Source organism: Actinomadura macra NBRC 14102, from assembly GCF_001552215.1.
GTDB classification, from domain to species: Bacteria; Actinomycetota; Actinomycetes; order Streptosporangiales; family Streptosporangiaceae; genus Spirillospora; species Spirillospora macra.
In genome coordinates, this window is the sequence record NZ_BCQT01000003.1 from 20,714 (window position 1) to 37,144 (window position 16,431).

A 16,431-nucleotide genomic window follows, 5' to 3' on the forward strand; every position below is an offset into this window, starting at 1 on the left:
GATGGGTAACGTCCCGGCCGACCCCTATCAAGAGCGCGGCGGGGCGCGGTGTCCGAGAAATACCGGTGCGGCGATGACGGTCGGGAGCGGGCGCCGCCCGGGCGACGCGGACGGCTGCCGGACCGGCGGCCGCGCCGTGCTCTCGTGGCCGTTGTGCCGCAGGTAGGTGACGCCGCAGCAGACGAGCGCGACGATCACCGCGATCCAGGCCATGAGGCGTCCGGCGCGCAGCCCGTATCCGCTGGTCAGCCAGAGGATGTGCAGCAACCAGCGGCGCCACTGGTCGGGCTCGCTGTGCCGGCGCATCTCCAGGGCGCTGTAGCGGAAGTCCCTGGCCAGGGCATGGTGACCGCATCCGGCGATCGCCCGTGCCAGTTCCCGGTAGAGGGTCTCCAGGCGGTCGGTGTCGTCGTCCGCGCCGTCGCCCGAGCGCCGCGCCAGGTCCTCGGCGAGGACGGCGCGCCCGCGCCCGCGCTGGGCCCACCTGGCGCGCGCCCGCCCGTAGCGACCGCGTCCAGAGAGAGTGCGTCCAGCGTGAGTGTGTCCGGGCCGCGGGTTCGCGCTGTGGTCCGGCTCGTGGTGCCGGGACCACCACCGCTGCCGGGTGGGCAGGGTCGCGAAGGGACAGTCGCCGGAGACGCGCAGCAGATCGGGGTGTTGGAGGCCGAGGAAGGCGCAGCCGCTGAGGTCCACGTCCGACAGGTGCAGCCCGCCCGAGGCGACCTCGCGCAGCGAGAGTAGCCGGATCGCCGCTGGACCGGTCCATTCAGGTTCGGTGAGCCCCGCGATCGGCTGCGGCAGCGAGCGGACGGTGACCGTCCCGCCGATGTCGGCCCGTTCCAGGTCGAGTTCGGCGTGCCGGAGCCGGAACTCCGCCGCGCCGCGCACCGTGAGGCCCCGGGCCGTCACCTGCGGGGCCGCCGCGTGGACCCGCAGGCCGGCGTGCGCGCAGGCGTCCGCGAGCACGATCTGCCCGCCCGCGACGAGCGGGCCGAGCCACAGCCCTCGGCGGAACCTGGCACGTTCGAAACGGGCATGGCGGGTCACGTGGACGCGCTTGAACGAGGCGGCGGCGCCGAAGCACGCCGCCTGCATGGCCGCGTCCCGTCCGAAGCGCGCGCGGTCGAAGCAGGCCGCGCCGATGAACACGGTGCTGCGGAAGGAGGCGTCGGCGTGCCAGTTCGCCTCGCCGAACAGCGCGTCGCCGGCGAACACGGCCTCCTCGAAGGAGGCGTGCCGGTGGAAGCGCGCCGCATGGAACGACACGTTGCCGCCGAAGCGCGCCCCCCGGAACGACACGTTGCCGAAGAAGCGTGCGTCATAGAACGAGGCGCCGCCCAAGAAGCAGGCGCCGTCGAACGAACTGTCGCCCTCGACGCAGGCTCCGTGCAAGACGGCATGGGATGGCAGCACGGCGCCGTCGAAGCGCGTCCGGCCGATGTGGGGCCGCCCGTCGGGGCCGCTCAGCGCGTCGAGTAAGGCGTCCAGCAGCCAGGCCGGGACGGTGACGCCCCGCAGGTCCAGATCCGCGCCTGGGCGGATCCCCTCGACGAACAGATCGAACTCCCCCGGGGACAGGTGCGCCGGGCAGCCTCCGAATTCCGCGACGGCGCGTCCGGTGCATCCGTAAACGGCCGCGCACCGTGGCCAGAGGACCGTGGTCAGGGGCGGCTGCGAAGGCTCGTGAGGGGTCACCTTTCACGTTCTACCCATGTCGGGTTCCTGCGTGAAGGTCTCCAGGTGGCCAGGTCGATACTCCCCCGCAGTGACCCTGCGCACGGTCGTGGCCATCAGGGGCCACCCTCACCTCGGGTTTCTCATAGGCTCCCCCTTCCGCCACCACCGCCCCACGAGCCCCGCGACCGGCTTCGGACGTTTTGTTTGCGTTGGTCACCGTCCGGTCATCGGATCGTTCGGAGCGTAGTGACCGGAAGCAGGGTTCCGGATCATTGAGTGATCAGGCGGAACCGCGGGCATGATCGGCGTATCTGAAACTTCGGCGAAACCACTACGTTCGACTGTCGTTCACTTTGGTCGGGGAAAATTACGGACATGACCGTCAATCCAGGACATCTCCCACACACTGACGAGGCGCTGCCCGACGACCGCTTCCTAGACCGGGAGGAGAGCTGGCTGAGGTTCAACCAGCGCGTCCTGGAGCTCGCAGAGGACCCGGCCCTGCCACTGCTGGAGCGCGTCCGGTTCCTCTCGATCTTCTCGAGCAACCTGGACGAGTTCTTCATGGTGCGGGTCGCCGGTCTGGCCCGGCGCATGGCGACCGGACTCGCCGTCCAGTCCGCGAGCGGCCGGCAGCCCCGCGAGGTGCTGGAACGTACCGCGGGCGTCGCGCACGGGCTGATGTTGCGGCACGCCGCCGCGTTCCGCAACGAGATCCGCCCCGCCCTCGGCAAGGAGGGCATCGACATCCTGCGCTGGGACGAGCTGGCCGAGACCGAGCAGGAACGGCTGCGGCGGCTGTTCCGCGACCGGATCTACCCCGTCCTCACCCCGCTGGTCGTCGACTCCGCCCACCCCTTCCCCTACATCTCGGGCCTGTCCCTCAACCTCGCGGTGATCGTCCGTGACCCGGAGACGGACGCCACGATGTTCGCCCGGGTCAAGGTGCCGCCGCTGCTGCCGCGCTTCATCGAGGCGTCCGCCGACCGGTTCACCCCGCTCGAGGACGTGATCGCCGCCCACCTCGGCCAGCTGTTCGTCGGGATGGAGGTCGTCGAGCACCACGCCTTCCGGGTCACGCGCAACCAGGACCTGGAGATCGACGACGACATCAGCGAGGGGTTGCTCCAGGCGCTGGAACGCGAGCTGCTGCGCCGCAGGTTCGGCCCGGTCGTCCGGCTGGAGGTCGAAGAATCGATCTCCGACGGCGTGCTGGAGCTGCTGACCGACGAGCTGATGGTGGACGAGGGCCAGATCTACCGGGTCGGCGGCCCCCTCGACCTGGGCGGTCTCGCGTCCATCGCGGACCTGGACCGCCCGGAGCTGAAGTACGCCCCCTTCGTCCCATCGAAGGAGGCGCTGCCGGAGGATGCGAGCATCTTCACCGCCATCCGTGAGCGGGACGTGCTCGTCCACCATCCCTACGACTCCTTCACCACGACCGTCCAGCGGCTGATCGAGGACGCCGCCGCCGACAAGCGCGTCCTGGCGATCAAGCAGACCCTCTACCGGACCAGCGGCGACTCCCCGATCGTGGACGCGCTGATGAACGCCGCCGAGGCCGGCAAGCAGGTCGTCGTGGTCGTCGAGCTGAAGGCCCGCTTCGACGAGCGCGCCAACATCGCGTGGGCCCGCAAGCTGGAGACCGCCGGCTGCCACGTCGTCTACGGGTTCGTCGGGCTCAAGACGCACTGCAAGCTCGCGCTGATCGTCCGGCAGGACGCCGACGGCGTCCTGCGCCGCTACTGCCACATCGGCACCGGCAACTACCATCCGAAGACCGCGCGGCTCTACGAGGACTTCGGCCTGCTCACCGCCGACCCCGAGGTCGGCGAGGACGTCAGCGCCCTGTTCAACCACCTCACCGGCTACTCGCGGCAGAGCTCCTACCACCGCCTGCTCGTCGCGCCGCACAGCCTGCGGTCCGGGCTCGTCCAGCGGATCGACCACGAGATCGACAACCACGCCGCCGGGCATTCCGCCCGGATCCGGATCAAGTGCAACTCGCTGGTGGACGAGATCGTGATCGACGCGCTCTACCGGGCGTCGCAGGCCGGCGTGCCGGTGGACATCTGGGTGCGCGGCATCTGCGCGCTGCGCCCCGGCGTCCCCGGCCTGTCGGACACGATCCGGGTGCGCAGCGTCCTCGGCCGGTTCCTGGAGCACTCGCGCGTGTTCGCGTTCGAGAACGGCGGCGAGCCCGAGGTGTGGATCGGCAGCGCCGACCTGATGCACCGCAACCTGGACCGCCGCGTCGAGGCCCTCGTCGCCGTCCGCGACCGGGCCCAGCGGGGCGAACTCCTCGACCTCCTCGACACCGCCATGGACGACGGGACCCACGCGTGGACCCTCTCCGGGGACGGCACCTGGACGCGCGGCAAGCCACCGCCCGGCGAGACCCTGCTGGACATCCAGAGCCACCTGGTCCGGAGCCGGCGGTGGAGGACGGTCGATGGCTGACGCGATCCACGCCGCGGGGGCCGTCCTCTGGCGGGACGGCCCCGAGATCGGGCTGATCCACCGTCCCCGCTACGACGACTGGTCGTTCCCCAAGGGCAAGGTCGAGAAGGGCGAGCACGTGCTGCGCACGGCCGTCCGCGAGATCGAGGAGGAGACCGGGCTCGTGCCCCGCCTCGGCCGCCGCCTGCCCACCAGCGGGTACCTGGTCGGCGGGCGGGACAAACAGGTCGACTACTGGTCCGCGCGTCCCATCGCCGAGACCGGCTTCACCCCGAACGAGGAGGTGGACCGGCTCGTCTGGCTCCCCGTCGAGGACGCCGAGGCCCGGCTCAGCTACCAGCGCGACGTGGACCTGTTCCGGGAGTTCCTGCGCGGACCGCTCCACACCTGGCCCCTGGTGATCCTCCGGCACGCCGAGGCCGGCGAGAAACGGCAGTGGCGCGAGCCCGACGAACTACGTCCCCTGGACGAGCAGGGCCGCGCCGAGTCGTCCGCCCTGGCCGGGCTGCTGCACTCCTACGGCCCGGCCCGGCTGATCAGCTCGGCGACGGCCCGCTGCCTGGAGACCGTCCTGCCCTACTCGCGGCTCCTCCGATCACCCCTCACGACGGACCTGGCGTTCACCCTGGGGGAGACCAGCGCGGACCGTGCCGTGGAACGCGCCCTCGACCTCGTCTCAGAAGGGACGCCGACCGTCCTGTGCACCCACGGGGAAGTCGTCTCCGACCTCGTCGCGGGCCTGTGCAAGGAGATGGGGGAGAAGGTCCCGGACGACCCTGGCCTGCGCAAGAGCGAGTTCTGGGTCGTCCACATGGACACGTCGTCGATCGCCGCCCTGGAGCGTCACGGACCGCTCAGAAAGATGGCCCGAGCGTCTGCGACCACGTGACATCCAGCCGGTCACGCGCCGCCTCCGCCGCGCACTGCTCCTTTCCATAGAGCACACCGAGGACGAACGCGTCGGAGGCGGCCACACGCGGGCGCGTCGCGGCCGTCTGGAGGTGCTCCATGGCGATGACCCCGTCCTGGTACTCGCCCAGAACCTCCTGGATCCGCTTGGCGTCCTTGGCGACCCGCCGCGCCGCCACGCCCAGCACGGGCACGGCCACCTCAGCCGCGTACCGCACGCGCTTGGCGGCCTTGCGGGTGTCGTGGCGCGCGATGTCGGGGTCCTCGGCCACCGCGATGGAGGCGTACTGCTTGGCCATCCGGTCCCACGCCTTGGTGACGAGTTCCGGCAACTCCTTGCGTGCCTTCTTCTCCGCCGCGCTGCCCAGCGGCGGCTGCGCGATCAGCGACTCCAGCGCGTCCAGCAAGGCGAAGTACCGCGCTTCCTTCAGGCTGGCGTTCAGCCTGCGGTAGGCGCCGCGCTCCTGCCGCGCGAGATCCTCCATCCACCCGGCCGCCGCACCGCCCAACCGCTCCTCGAAGCGCATCCGCAGCACCTCCAGGTCGCGGACCTCGCCCAGCACCGCCGCGAGCCACTTCAGCTCCTCGCCGAGCGTCCCGTCCACGTCCAGGACGGGCCGGTAGCTCTTCAACGTGCTGCGGATCCTCCGCACCGCGACCCGCATCCGGTGCACGGCGTCGTCCTCCCCGACCCGCGCCTTCGGGTCGTACTCGACGATCGCCTCGACCTGCGCCGCGAGATAGGCCAGCACGGTCTCCGCCGTCGTCACCGCCGGCGCCTTGCCGTTCGTCGTCGCCGCGACCAGCCGCGCCCTCGTCGCCGCCCGCGCCGCCCGCGCCTCCGACGGGACGATCGCCCCGTCCAGGAGCCGCCCGAGCTTGGAGGACGACTTCGCCCGCTTCGCCCCCGACCGGCGCAGCCGCTTCCCGATCGCCTTCAGCAGCTCATGCGGCCCCTCGCCCAGCTCGACCTCGACCTCCCGCCACCGCTCCGTCTCGGCTGCCGCCGCCAGCACCACCGCGTCCGGAGTGACCGCCTCCGCCACGACGACGTCCGACCCCCGCACGTCCCGCCCGGTCACCAGGTCGTCGGCGACCTCGGCCAGCACGCCACCGTTCTCGTCCAGCAGCCGCACCACCGTCCGCTCGGTGTCCAGCGTCGCCACCGGGTCGAGCGCCGCCCCTCGCGTGTACGCCGCCACCAGCGCCGCCAGCCGCGCCGGGACGATCCGGGGCCGTCCGAGGGGCGCATGCAGTTCCTGCTTGCTGTCCGGACCCACCGGCATCTTCAGATGCCACCCCGCGTCCGACCCACCGCGCCGCCTCCGCAGCGTGATCCCGTGCGCGGCCAGCCGCAGATCCGCGGTATCGAAGTAACTCGCGTGGAGCTCGTGCCTCACCGGCTCGCTCACCGATGCCACCCCGGCCAGCCCGTCCAGATCCGGCAGGACGAACTCGGCGACGGCGTCGTACTTGTGTTCGATCTCCACATGCTTCACGGCCACGATCTGCTCCTCCAAGGGGGGTCCAACGGTGGCGAGCACGCCCAGATGGCCAGCATTCCACGCCCAGGTGAACAGATACAGAAGCGCCTATGTCGACACCGAGCCGGGGCGTCGTCCCATCCGAACTCCAGCGTCCCGCGAGATGTCCACTCTCACATAGCCGCAAGGCAAGTCGAACATGGACCACTCGGATGGAGACTCTCGGTATTCACTTCTTTACTTTGAGTCACATGAATTTTCCTAGATCCCGGAGACGAACCATGCGAAGCATGTCGTCCATGCTCGGTGCTGTGGCGGTCGCCGTCGCGCTCACCCTCCCCTTGGCCCCGGCCGCGCACGCGGAGGAGGCCGCCTACTTCGAGTTCACCACCTACGGGGTGGGCGGCCCGGAGAACAACAAGTCCATCTTCAAGCTGACCGATCCCGTCAAGATCCAGCACGCCCGCAGCATCCTGAACGGCACCGAAACGCAGCGGCCCCACGTCATCGGCCGCATCAAGAAGACGCCCGCCCCCTACAACCCGAGGTGGAGTTTCCACCTCAACCCGGACACCATCGACTTCTTCGACGCGGCCATGGAGGTGTGCGACGCCACGACCAGCTACGTCGAAGAGCACCTGGCCGAGGCCGGCGGCGCGTTCCTGCCCGGCCTGGTCTGGTGCCCCTGGACCTCACGCCTGGTGCGCGAGGTCACACCCCGCTGAGCCGGCGAGCGGCGTGCCGCGGGCACCCTCGCCCGCGGCACGCCGCCGCCTACCATGTCCCGGTGCGCACCCTGGTCCTCTGGGACATCGACCACACGCTCATCAACGCCGGCGGCGTGAGCGCCGAGATCTACGCGGCCGTGTTCACCCGGCTCATCGGCCACCCGCCCACCCACGTGGCTCCCATGGCGGGCCGCACCGACCTCGCCATCACCGCCGACACCCTCCGGCACCACGGCGTCGAGCCCACCTCCGAGATCATGGAGTCCTTCACGAGCGCGCTGGCCGACGCCTTCACCGCCCGCCAGGCGGAGATCACGACCCGGGGCCGCGTCCTCCCGGGCGCCCGCGCGGTGCTGGAGGCTCTGGCGGACCGTCCGGATGTCGTCCAGTCCGTCCTGACCGGCAACATGAGGCCGATCGCCGAATGCAAGCTGACCGCCCTCGGCCTGGCGGACCTCATGGACCTCGAAGTCGGCGCCTACGGCCTGGACGGGATCGAGCGCCCGCCCCTGGTCAAACTCGCCCAGCAGCGCGCCGCCGGCAAGTACGGCGGGGAGTTCGACACCGCCGCCACCGTCCTCATCGGCGACACCCCCCACGACGTCCGCGCAGGCCACGAGGGCGGCGCCAGAGTGGTGGCCGTCGCCACCGGCGCCTCAACCGCCGCCGACCTCAGACTCTCCGGCGCCGAAGTCGTCCTCCCCGACCTCACCGACACCCCCCAGACCCTCAACGCCCTCCTCCCGCCCGCCTGACCGCGACCAGGCGGCCTCGGCGGGAGACGGCCGCCACGAACAGGTGTTGCACGAGGCAGCAACACCCCTAGCGGCCCACGCTCAAGCACGCATTAGCGCTGGTCACAGGCGGTCGGCTTCCGTGCCGCCCCGTCCGTCCACCACCGGCGGCGACCTGCTCGACGTACGTCCGGCCCGCGCGCTCGCGGATGGCCATGATCTGGCCGGGACGGTCAGGGAGATCGGGGCCCGCCTCGAACCTCCACGGCATCGCAGACGCGCCGCGAAAGGCGGCGCCGCAGTAGCCTGCTTGTTCGTCTGTGGAAGGGGTTGGCGCGGTAATGATGCCCGGACGCGATGCGGGCCGTCCCGTTCGAGGGCTGCCGTCAGGTGTCGGTGAGGTGGTATTTCATGCCCATGTGGGACGGGCGGAAGCCGATCTTCTGGTAGAAGCGGATCGCGTCGGGGCGCTGGCGGTCGGTGGTGAGTTGTACCACTCGGCAGCCGCGGGCCTGGGCCTGGGCTATGGCCCAGTTGATCAGGGCCTGGCCGACGCCGTGGCCGCGGTGTTCGGCGGCGACGCGGACGCCTTCGATCTGGGCGCGCTCGCGGCCGGTGTAGGTGAGGCCCGGAATGAAGGTCAGTTGGAGCGTTCCCGCGATCTTTCCGGCGACCTCGGCGACGACCAGGGTGTTGTTGGGGTCCCTCGTGATGGCCGTGAAGGCGCTGAAGTAGGCATCCTCACCCGGGGTTTCGCGGGCCGACCCGAGGGGATCGTCGGCGAGTAGCCGGACGATCTGGGGCAGATCGTCCGCTGTCGCCTCGCGGAAGGTCACTTCTTGGTCACGCTGCACATCTCACAGGTTATCCGGGCACTAGGTTGCATTGTTCGCTATGACTTGTAGTACTACGGCTTGTAGTACTACGTTGGGTGGACGGCCACCCCCGTGGACTGTCGTGGCCGCCGCCGCAGGGAGAAGCCATGCACAACGATGAGAACGAGGAACACTGGAGCGACCACGCCATCTGCCGGGGCGCTGATCCTGACCTGTTCTTCCCGATCGGGTATTCCGTGCCCGTGCTTGAGGCGCAGGAGGAGGCCGCCAAGGCCATCTGCGCCAACTGCCCGGTCGTGGCGGACTGCCTGTCCTGGGCGCTGAAGGTCGGGGAGCCGGACGGCATCTGGGGTGGGACGACGCCGGAGGAGCGCCGTTACCTGCGCCGGACGGCCGAGGCGCCCCCGCGCCGGCCGCTGCCGGTGATCGTGGTCCGGGGCGACGCGTCGGAGCCCGAGCACGCCTCCGCCGCCTGAGGCCGACTCCGGCACGTTCGGGGTGGTCCGCGCGTTGAGCCGGTGACGGCAGGGTCATTCAGATCTACGGTGGCGTACATGAGCTATCCCCCGGACAGGCGACGCTCCGAAGGACTTCTCGAGACCGGCGCGCGGGCCTTGACCGCGGCTCTCCTCGTCGGCGGCGTGACCGCGGTGATGTGGGTGCTGGAGCTGTTCGACGTCTACGCCGACGACCAGCGGCTCGACCGGCTCGGCATCCAGCCGCGGGACGTGGCCGACCTCCCGGACATCTTCACCGCGCCGTTCATGCACGCCGGGCTCGGCCACCTGACCGCCAACACGCTGCCGTTCCTCGTGCTGGGGTTCCTCGCGGCCGTCCGGGGCATCGCGAAGTTCCTGGCGGCGAGCCTGATCGTCATCGTGGTCGGCGGGCTCGGAGTGTGGTTCACGAGCTCGGCCAACACGCTCGGGTCCAGCATCCTGATCTTCGGGTTCTTCGGCTATCTGGTCGGACGGGGCGTCTTCGAGCGGCGGCTCGCCGACATCGCCATCGCGGTGGGCGTCGTCGCCGTGTACGGGACGATGCTGCTCGGCGTGATCCCGAGCGACCCCGCCATCTCGTGGCAGGGTCACCTGTTCGGGCTGATCGGCGGTGTGCTGGGCGCCTGGTTCCTGCGCCGGGATACTAGTGCGGCCTGACGGTGACGTCTGAGATGACCGCGTCCCGAGGCGTCTCCAAGGCCCCCACGAGGACGCGGGCCACCGTTGTGGGGGCCGCGAAGTCGTCCTCGGCGTAGGGGTGGCCCTCCTGGGCGCGGACGGTCCGCTGCATCTCCGTGGCCGTGCGGCCGGGGTAGACGGTGGTGACGCGCAGGGATCGCTCCTCGTAGCGGAGCGAGTCGGCGAGGGCGCGGAGGCCGAACTTGCTCGCGGCGTAGGCGGACCATTCGGGGTTCGCGCGCAGCCCCGCCGTCGAGTTGACGAAGACGACATGCCCCTTGGCGGTGCGGAGGGCGGGCAGGAGCAGGCGCGTCATCTCCGCGGCCGACACGAGGTTGACGGACAGGTGGGCGATCCACTCGTCGGCCTCCAGGTTCGCCACCGGGGACAGGTGGACGACTCCGGCGGCGTGGATGAGGCCGTCCAGGCGTGTGGGGAGCCCGTCCAGCGCGAGGGCCGCCTCGATGCGGCGGGGCTCGCTCAGGTCGAGCGGGATCGTCCGGATGGAGCGGGTGGAGGCGGGCCCCGCGGGGTCCGTCGTGTTGATGAGCTGGGTCGCGGCGTGCGCGCCGGTCCTCAGCTCTTTGGCCAGTTCGTCCAGGCGGCTCGCGGATCGGCCGGTGAGGATCAGGTCGTGGCCGCGCTCGCGCAGCAGCCGCGCGACCGCGGCGCCGATGCCGCCGGTCGCCCCCGTGATGAGATACGTGCCCATGGAGCCCCATTCTCCTGGATCTTCGGTGCGTTCCGCCCACCCGGGTGGACGCTTGGGACGGCCGGTTGGTTCGCTGATCAGTTCGGACGCAGCACGCGGGTGACTCCGGCGATCAACGCGGTGGCGAGCACCCACCCGGTCGCGACCAGCGTGTAGGCCACCCAGCGGGACCAGCCGGTCGCGTCGAACGCCTGCTGCTGGCCGAAAGTGTCCAGGGGGATCAGCAGGTCGAGGCTGTAGACGAGCGCGTGGAAGGCGGGCCGCTCGTCCGGCTGCTTGATCGGTTTCGGTGCGTCGAGGGAGAAGACGACGGCGCCGATGGCGAGCAGGGCCCCGAACCAGGCGAACGCCAGCCACGGTCGGTAGCCGTACCCGACCGTCCAGTCCAGGACGTGGTTCCAGGCGCGCCCAACCGGATTCAACCGGCGACGGCGCGCGCGCAGCTTGGCGAGTTGCACCTTGCGGGCCAGATCGTCGGAGCCGACGCTGTGGTACCAGGCGGCGAGCTGCTCGTAGGGCTGGAGGTGGAACTCGGGGTCACGTGACACCCAGCTCAGCCGGTCCTTGAACGTGCCCTTGAAGCGCAGCGTCTCGTAGGTGAGGCCGTTCAGGTACAGCTCGTCCGGCCAGATCTCCGGGCTGTCCATGATCAGGTCGATTCGCGAGTAGGACAGCGACACCCGACCTTTGATCTTCTCGGCCGGCCACAGGAGCAACTCGTCCGCCTGGATATGGCTGGCGTGCAACGCCATCCGGCCGGGATCGCAGGAGTCGAGGATGCTCGTGGAGAAGGACAGGATGCCGTTGACGCGGGCGCTGCGCAGCCGGACGGTGCCGCGGGCGGTGAATCCGCCGCTGAACTCGGCGGCGTCCTCGACGACCATGTTCTGCGCGTCCAGCGCGAGGCGCCCGGGGTTCTCCAGGGTCGTGCCCTGCATGAACAGGCCGCCGTTCATGCGGGCGCCGACGAGCCGCACGCCGCCGGTGATCCGCGAGTTCTGGACGAACGCGCCGACGTCCACGACGAGGCCGCCGCTGAACACGGCCCACTTCTCCGGCGCGCTCGCGGTGATCTCCATCTTGTTCATCCGCAGGCCGCCGCCGATCTGCGCCCGGGGCAGCCAGACCTCGCCCTCGATCACCGACCCGGACAGGCTGACGTAGCCGTCCGCGCGCAGCCCGCCGCCGTCGAATCCCGGCATCCGGCACTCGGAGAAGCGAAGCTGCCGCGTCTGCGCGTTGGAGAAGTCGGGCTTCTCGACGATCCGGCACCGTTCCAGGCGCAGCTCGTGCTCGATCGTCCCGCCCGACAGGTCGAACCGTCCGACGACGTAGGCGCCGCGCAACCGCAGGGACGCGACCGAGCCGGGACGGGACTCACCCGCGCCCAGCAGCAGCCGTGTGATGATCTCCGCGCGGACGATCCGGTCGGGCAGCGGACCGGCGGGACGGTCGTCGCCGAGCACGACCGTCGCGCCGGAGGGGAACGCAGCCCACAGGCGGCGTTCGGCGTCATTCATTACGGGGGGCGGGGCCACGGGCACCCTTTCTACGGGGAGATCCCCTCTGTGATCAAGGCGAGCCGGGTCACAGCGGGACCGGACGAGCGTTGGACGGTGAGCGTTCGCGCCGTGCGGGTCGATGCCGCCCATCTCCATTGCGGCGGGGAAAGCGTCTTCGGCGCTCACGCCTGGCTCAAGATCGCGGGGTAATCGGTGCTTACCGGTCTTTTTTCACACTGCGGCGGCGTGACCTCATTTGGACAGCTACCGTTTGGCGTCGGCTTCTGTCCATACCTGACCTCCTATGCAAGCATCGGTTTAGAGCTTCATCGGGGGTCTTATGAAGTTGTCTCTGCGCAATGTCAGGATGATTGCACCGATCATCGCGCTGTCGTTGGCCGCCGGATGCGGTCTCACCGGGAAGGTGACCTATAAGCCTCCGTTGCTGCCGGTCGAGATCAGTATCGATCTGGCCAGCGGGAGACCCACGGTTTCCGTGAACGGCAAATGGACGACGCCATGGGGAACCTTCGGCCTGAATCTGAGCCGCGAGCTTCCGCGTAACAAGAAGCCGCCGAAGGACCGCACCACCGTGGTCGTCGTCCAGGCCGCCGGTACGCAGCAACTCGGACACGGTTTTCTGCTGAGCGGCCGCGGCAAGGTCGGAGTGTGCGTCTACGGAGGCGCGTATCAGGTGTTCAGCAAGGACAACAACGTCATCTTCACCGAACCGCTGGTGCCGGGAGGAAGGGTCCGGTTCGTCAACCCGGACCTGGGCAAGAAAGCATGCGAAGGCGACCTTGGCGGCAGCCAGAACATGGCCGCCCCATCTCCGGTGACAACTCCGTCTCCGGCGGCGGTCACCCCGTCTCCCGTGGCGACCAAGCTGGATTCGGGTTCGCTGAAGGTCGCCTCGGTCACCCTCGGCACCGCCACGTACCGGCTCGCCGTCGCCGAGACTCTTACGCAGCAGAGACTGGGCATGGCGGAATGGGAATCGTCCGAACTCAAGGGCATTTCCGGAATGCTCTTCAGCCATCCGCCGAACCCGCAACCCGCGGCACCCAAGGTGCACAGCCTCAGCCGCTACCGCTTCAGTACGGACCTGTTCTTCTTTGACGCCCAAGGCCGGGCCCTCGTCGACCAGTACCTGAACAAGCCACCCTGTAAGGGAACCAAGTTCGCCTGCGAGCATTACTCGCCGCATGTCAACAAGCAGCCCGTTCCCTACCGCTACGTCATCGAGGCGCCGACCGGCAAGATCGCTCCACCGACCCCTGGCACCACCCTGACAATCCGATGACACTGGGGGCTGGGCGCGGTCCGGCTCTGGCGCGCACTGCGGAGTTCACGTCCGAGCGGCGTCCAGAAATGAATCTGGACGCCGCTCGAACGAACGAGAAATCGGCGTTCTAGAAGAAGCCCCTGCGGCGTCCCGCGTCCTGGAGGAAGCCGCCGAGCTGCTGCTCCCAGTCGACGTTGCCGACGGTGGCGTAGTCGACGGTGAAGCGGCTGAAGGCGTCATGCCCCTCGGACAGCATCCCGCCGCGCTTGTCGAGCTCCAGCACGACCTCCATCGACTGCGGGTAGGACACGAAAGTCACTTCGAGCTGCTTGATGCCCCGCGCGAACTGCGGCGGGGGCATGAACTCGATCTCCTGGTAGAACGGCAGCTCCTGGTGCACGCCCCAGATACGGCCCTTCTCGCAGTCGGCGTTGCGGAACCGGAAGCCGAGGTTGGAGAACGCGGCGAGGATGCGCTCCTGCGCGGGCAGCGGGTGGACGGCGATCGGGTCGAGGTCACCGGGGTCGAGCGCGCCGGCGACCTCCAGTTCGGTCGCGAGCCCGACCGTGGTCCCGTGCAGCGGCTGCCCGTACATGTGGGTGAGCGGCGCCTCCCACGGGATCGGGAACTGGAAGGGGACGCTGTGCCGCGCGCCCTCCTGTAGCTTGAAGTTCCCGGCGACGGGCATCTTGGAGTACTCCAGGTTCGTGGTGTACTCGTTGTCGCCCGACTCGACCTCGACGCGGGTGCGCAGGGCCAGGGTGACGGACGTGATGTCGGAGTTGTGCTGGCCGCCGATGATGGTGATCTCGCCCGTCACGATGGCGCCCGGCGTGGTGTTCGGGTCGTGCAGCACCGTTTCGATCGAGGGGCCGCCGATTCCCATCGCCTGACGCAGCTTCTTGAAGACCAAGGTGTGTCCCTCCCGTGTTCGAGCAACCCCTGGGCGCTCTCGTCCCATAGACGCCCCTAGGGGAGGGTACGTTCCCAAAAGGTCTCGTGACCTGCGATTCGGTAGATCCGCAGCCGTTCAGTGGCCGCCACCCCCGGCGAGGTTGAGGCCGACGACCCCGGCGATGATGAGGGCCAGCGCGCCGATCTTGACGGCGGAGACGTCGTCGCCCATGACCAGCATGCCGAGCGCGGCCGTGCCGACGGCGCCGATACCGACCCACACCGCGTACGCCGTGCCGACCTCCAGGGTCTTCAGCGCCAGGTTGAGCAGGCCGAAGCTGGTCACGGCGAAGACGAGGAAGCCGAGGGACGGCACGAGTTCGGTGAAGCCCTTGCTGCCCTTCAGGCACAGGGCCATCGCGACCTCGAAGAGGCCCGCGACGATGACGAGGATCCAAGCCATGGTGCTACTCCCGGACGGGACGACGATGGTCGACGCGTCGTCTTCGCCTGCCGGGTACGGCGCACCTCGTCCGGGAGAACCCGGTAAAGGGCCCTCACAGCCGACAACGCCCCCACAAAGAGCGATGTTCCCGCCGATGACGGAAGTCACCGGCGGGAACATCAAAGTCCGCTCAGGAACGCCTCAAAGCCCCCTACCGCGATCTGGGGTCCGTCAGAGGGACCGGCCCAGCGCGCGGTACTCCCAGCCGGCCGCGCGCCAGCGGGCGGCGTCGAGGGCGTGCCGGCCGTCGACGATCCGCTTGTGCCGGACGACCTGGGCCAGCGCGTCCGGCTCGATCTCCCGGAAGTCCGACCATTCGGTCAGCAGCACGACGACGTCGGCGTCCTCGGCGGCGTTCAGCGCGCTCTCGCCGTACCGCAGCTCGGGGTAGGCGCGGCGGGCGTTGTCCAGCGCGGCGGGGTCGAAGACCCGTACGTGCCCGCCGAGGCCGTGCATCGTGCGCGCCACGTCCAGCGCGGGGGCGTCGCGGATGTCGTCGGAGTTCGGCTTGAACGCCGCGCCCCACGCCGCGATGCGCTTGCCGGAGATCTGACCGCCGAGCAGCTCGCGGACGAGGTCGACGGTGCGGGCGCGGCGGCGCCGGTTGATGTCGTCCACCTCGCGCAGGAACGACACGGCCTGCCCGACGCCGATCTCCTCGGCGCGGTGCGCGAACGCCCGGATGTCCTTGGGCAGGCAGCCGCCGCCGAAGCCGAGGCCCGGCTTGAGGAACTTGCCGCCGATCCGGTCGTCCAGCGCGAGGGAGTCGGCAAGGTCCTTGATGTCGGCGCCGACCGCCTCGCAGACCTCCGCCATCGCGTTGATGTAGCTGATCTTGGTGGCGAGGAACGAGTTCGCCGCGACCTTGACCAGCTCGGCGGTGGCGAGATCGGTGCGCACGACCGGGGTGCCGAGGTCCAGGACGGGCTTGAACGCCGCCCGCAGCCGCTCGTCGGCCCAGTCGGACGCGACACCGAACACGAGCCGGTCGGGGCGCATGGTGTCGTCCACGGCGAAGCCCTCGCGGAGGAACTCGGGGTTCCAGGCGAGCTCCACCTCTTCGCCCGCGGGGGCCAGCTCGTGCAGGACGCCGGTCAGCCGTGCCGCCGTGCCGACCGGGACCGTGGACTTGCCGACGACGAGGACGCGGCGGTCCAGGTGCGGCGCGAGCGCGCGCACCGCGGCGTCCACGTAGGTCAGGTCCGCGGCGTCCGAACCGGGCCGCTGGGGAGTCCCGACGCACACGAAGTGCACGTCGCCGAACTTGGCGGCCTCTTCGAACGACGTCGTGAAGCGCAGCCGTCCCGATTCCAGCGCCTTGCTGAGCAGTTCGGGCAGGCCGGGCTCGAAGAACGGCACCTCCCCGGACGCCAGTTTCTCGATCTTGCGCTGGTCGACGTCCACGCCGACGACCTCGAACCCGAGCACGGCCATGCAGATGGCGTGCGTGGCACCGAGGTAGCCGGTGCCGATGACGGTGAGCCGCGGGGACTCCGTCGCGTTCATATCGCGGTTCTCCTTGTTGTC

The 16,431-nt window shown here is 69.8% G+C and carries 15 protein-coding genes and 1 riboswitch; of the genes, 7 read left to right on the forward strand and 8 right to left on the reverse strand.

Features of this window, described 5'->3' with window-relative positions:
- Positions 1 to 27: 27 nt before the first annotated feature.
- Positions 28 to 1,695 carry a pentapeptide repeat-containing protein gene (locus tag AMA02S_RS03830; protein WP_067451648.1) on the reverse strand — a complete coding sequence of 556 codons (1,668 nt, stop codon included), beginning with the start codon at positions 1,693 to 1,695 and terminating at the stop codon, positions 28 to 30.
- 357 nt (positions 1,696 to 2,052) lie between these two features.
- Between AMA02S_RS03830 and AMA02S_RS03835 the strand changes: the two genes are divergently transcribed.
- Together AMA02S_RS03835 and AMA02S_RS03840 are read left to right on the forward strand one after the other, a co-directional pair.
- Positions 2,053 to 4,137 (forward strand): RNA degradosome polyphosphate kinase, encoded by a 2,085-nt coding sequence (locus AMA02S_RS03835; protein ID WP_067451651.1) that lies wholly within the window; start codon positions 2,053 to 2,055, stop codon positions 4,135 to 4,137.
- The gene (locus AMA02S_RS03840) at positions 4,130 to 5,026 is read left to right on the forward strand and encodes an NUDIX hydrolase (protein ID WP_067451654.1); all 897 of its coding nucleotides are present in this window, start codon (positions 4,130 to 4,132) and stop codon (positions 5,024 to 5,026) included. Before AMA02S_RS03835 ends, AMA02S_RS03840 begins: the two co-directional genes overlap by 8 nt.
- Here AMA02S_RS03840 and AMA02S_RS03845 read toward each other — a convergent pair.
- Positions 4,992 to 6,551 (reverse strand): CYTH and CHAD domain-containing protein, encoded by a 1,560-nt coding sequence (locus AMA02S_RS03845; RefSeq protein WP_067452198.1) that lies wholly within the window; start codon positions 6,549 to 6,551, stop codon positions 4,992 to 4,994. The two genes, AMA02S_RS03840 and AMA02S_RS03845, sit on opposite strands and share 35 nt — an antisense overlap.
- Before the next feature lie 278 nt (positions 6,552 to 6,829).
- Between AMA02S_RS03845 and AMA02S_RS03850 the strand changes: the two genes are divergently transcribed.
- Both AMA02S_RS03850 and AMA02S_RS03855 read left to right on the forward strand, forming a co-directional pair.
- Complete coding sequence (locus AMA02S_RS03850; protein WP_245667343.1) at positions 6,830 to 7,255, forward strand: BP74-related protein; 426 nt, start codon at positions 6,830 to 6,832, stop codon at positions 7,253 to 7,255.
- Between the two features lie 62 nt (positions 7,256 to 7,317).
- Positions 7,318 to 8,013, forward strand: coding sequence for an HAD family hydrolase (locus AMA02S_RS03855; RefSeq protein ID WP_067451660.1), 696 nt, complete (start codon positions 7,318 to 7,320; stop codon positions 8,011 to 8,013).
- A gap of 365 nt (positions 8,014 to 8,378) precedes the next feature.
- On the opposite strand, the gene AMA02S_RS03860 is transcribed toward AMA02S_RS03855, so the two are convergent.
- On the reverse strand, positions 8,379 to 8,828 hold the full coding sequence (locus AMA02S_RS03860; RefSeq protein ID WP_067451665.1) for a GNAT family N-acetyltransferase: 450 nt from the start codon (positions 8,826 to 8,828) through the stop codon (positions 8,379 to 8,381).
- A gap of 146 nt (positions 8,829 to 8,974) precedes the next feature.
- Here AMA02S_RS03860 and AMA02S_RS03865 point away from each other — a divergent pair, with 146 nt between their 5' ends.
- Together AMA02S_RS03865 and AMA02S_RS03870 are read left to right on the forward strand one after the other, a co-directional pair.
- A complete protein-coding gene (locus AMA02S_RS03865) occupies positions 8,975 to 9,304 on the forward strand; it encodes a WhiB family transcriptional regulator (RefSeq protein ID WP_067451668.1) in 330 nt (109 codons plus the stop codon).
- A gap of 78 nt (positions 9,305 to 9,382) precedes the next feature.
- A complete protein-coding gene (locus AMA02S_RS03870; RefSeq protein WP_067452201.1) occupies positions 9,383 to 9,985 on the forward strand; it encodes a rhomboid family intramembrane serine protease in 603 nt (200 codons plus the stop codon).
- Here AMA02S_RS03870 and AMA02S_RS03875 read toward each other — a convergent pair.
- Positions 9,972 to 10,718 carry an SDR family oxidoreductase gene (locus AMA02S_RS03875; protein ID WP_067451671.1) on the reverse strand — a complete coding sequence of 249 codons (747 nt, stop codon included), beginning with the start codon at positions 10,716 to 10,718 and terminating at the stop codon, positions 9,972 to 9,974. The two genes, AMA02S_RS03870 and AMA02S_RS03875, sit on opposite strands and share 14 nt — an antisense overlap.
- 77 nt (positions 10,719 to 10,795) lie before the next feature.
- On the reverse strand, positions 10,796 to 12,238 hold the full coding sequence (locus AMA02S_RS03880; RefSeq protein ID WP_067451673.1) for a hypothetical protein: 1,443 nt from the start codon (positions 12,236 to 12,238) through the stop codon (positions 10,796 to 10,798).
- Between the two features lie 322 nt (positions 12,239 to 12,560).
- Here AMA02S_RS03880 and AMA02S_RS03885 point away from each other — a divergent pair, with 322 nt between their 5' ends.
- Positions 12,561 to 13,523 carry a DUF192 domain-containing protein gene (locus AMA02S_RS03885; protein ID WP_084264554.1) on the forward strand — a complete coding sequence of 321 codons (963 nt, stop codon included), beginning with the start codon at positions 12,561 to 12,563 and terminating at the stop codon, positions 13,521 to 13,523.
- Between the two features lie 109 nt (positions 13,524 to 13,632).
- On the opposite strand, the gene AMA02S_RS03890 is transcribed toward AMA02S_RS03885, so the two are convergent.
- The 3 genes from AMA02S_RS03890 to AMA02S_RS03900 form a co-directional block, all read right to left on the reverse strand.
- Complete coding sequence (locus AMA02S_RS03890) at positions 13,633 to 14,418, reverse strand: sporulation protein (protein WP_067451679.1); 786 nt, start codon at positions 14,416 to 14,418, stop codon at positions 13,633 to 13,635.
- A 117-nt stretch (positions 14,419 to 14,535) separates the two neighbouring features.
- The gene (locus AMA02S_RS03895; protein ID WP_067451682.1) at positions 14,536 to 14,862 is read right to left on the reverse strand and encodes a DMT family transporter; all 327 of its coding nucleotides are present in this window, start codon (positions 14,860 to 14,862) and stop codon (positions 14,536 to 14,538) included.
- 31 nt (positions 14,863 to 14,893) lie between these two features.
- Positions 14,894 to 14,960, reverse strand: a riboswitch (guanidine-III (ykkC-III) riboswitch).
- Between the two features lie 115 nt (positions 14,961 to 15,075).
- Entirely contained in the window at positions 15,076 to 16,410 is a 1,335-nt protein-coding gene (locus AMA02S_RS03900; RefSeq protein WP_067451685.1) for a UDP-glucose dehydrogenase family protein, read from the reverse strand.
- Positions 16,411 to 16,431: the final 21 nt, after the last annotated feature.

Bases quoted from the DNA above. Each gene is read 5' to 3' on its own strand.
- AMA02S_RS03875 (WP_067451671.1), bottom strand. From the start codon at position 10,718: ATGGGCACGTATCTCATCACGGGGGCGACCGGCGGCATCGGCGCCGCG.
- AMA02S_RS03895 (WP_067451682.1), bottom strand. From the start codon at position 14,862: ATGGCTTGGATCCTCGTCATCGTCGCGGGCCTCTTCGAGGTCGCGATG.
- AMA02S_RS03865 (WP_067451668.1), top strand. From the start codon at position 8,975: ATGCACAACGATGAGAACGAGGAACACTGGAGCGACCACGCCATCTGC.
- AMA02S_RS03850 (WP_245667343.1), top strand. From the start codon at position 6,830: ATGCTCGGTGCTGTGGCGGTCGCCGTCGCGCTCACCCTCCCCTTGGCC.
- AMA02S_RS03870 (WP_067452201.1), top strand. From the start codon at position 9,383: ATGAGCTATCCCCCGGACAGGCGACGCTCCGAAGGACTTCTCGAGACC.
- AMA02S_RS03880 (WP_067451673.1), bottom strand. From the start codon at position 12,238: ATGAATGACGCCGAACGCCGCCTGTGGGCTGCGTTCCCCTCCGGCGCG.
- AMA02S_RS03835 (WP_067451651.1), top strand. From the start codon at position 2,053: ATGACCGTCAATCCAGGACATCTCCCACACACTGACGAGGCGCTGCCC.
- AMA02S_RS03900 (WP_067451685.1), bottom strand. From the start codon at position 16,410: ATGAACGCGACGGAGTCCCCGCGGCTCACCGTCATCGGCACCGGCTAC.
- AMA02S_RS03840 (WP_067451654.1), top strand. From the start codon at position 4,130: ATGGCTGACGCGATCCACGCCGCGGGGGCCGTCCTCTGGCGGGACGGC.
- AMA02S_RS03885 (WP_084264554.1), top strand. From the start codon at position 12,561: ATGAAGTTGTCTCTGCGCAATGTCAGGATGATTGCACCGATCATCGCG.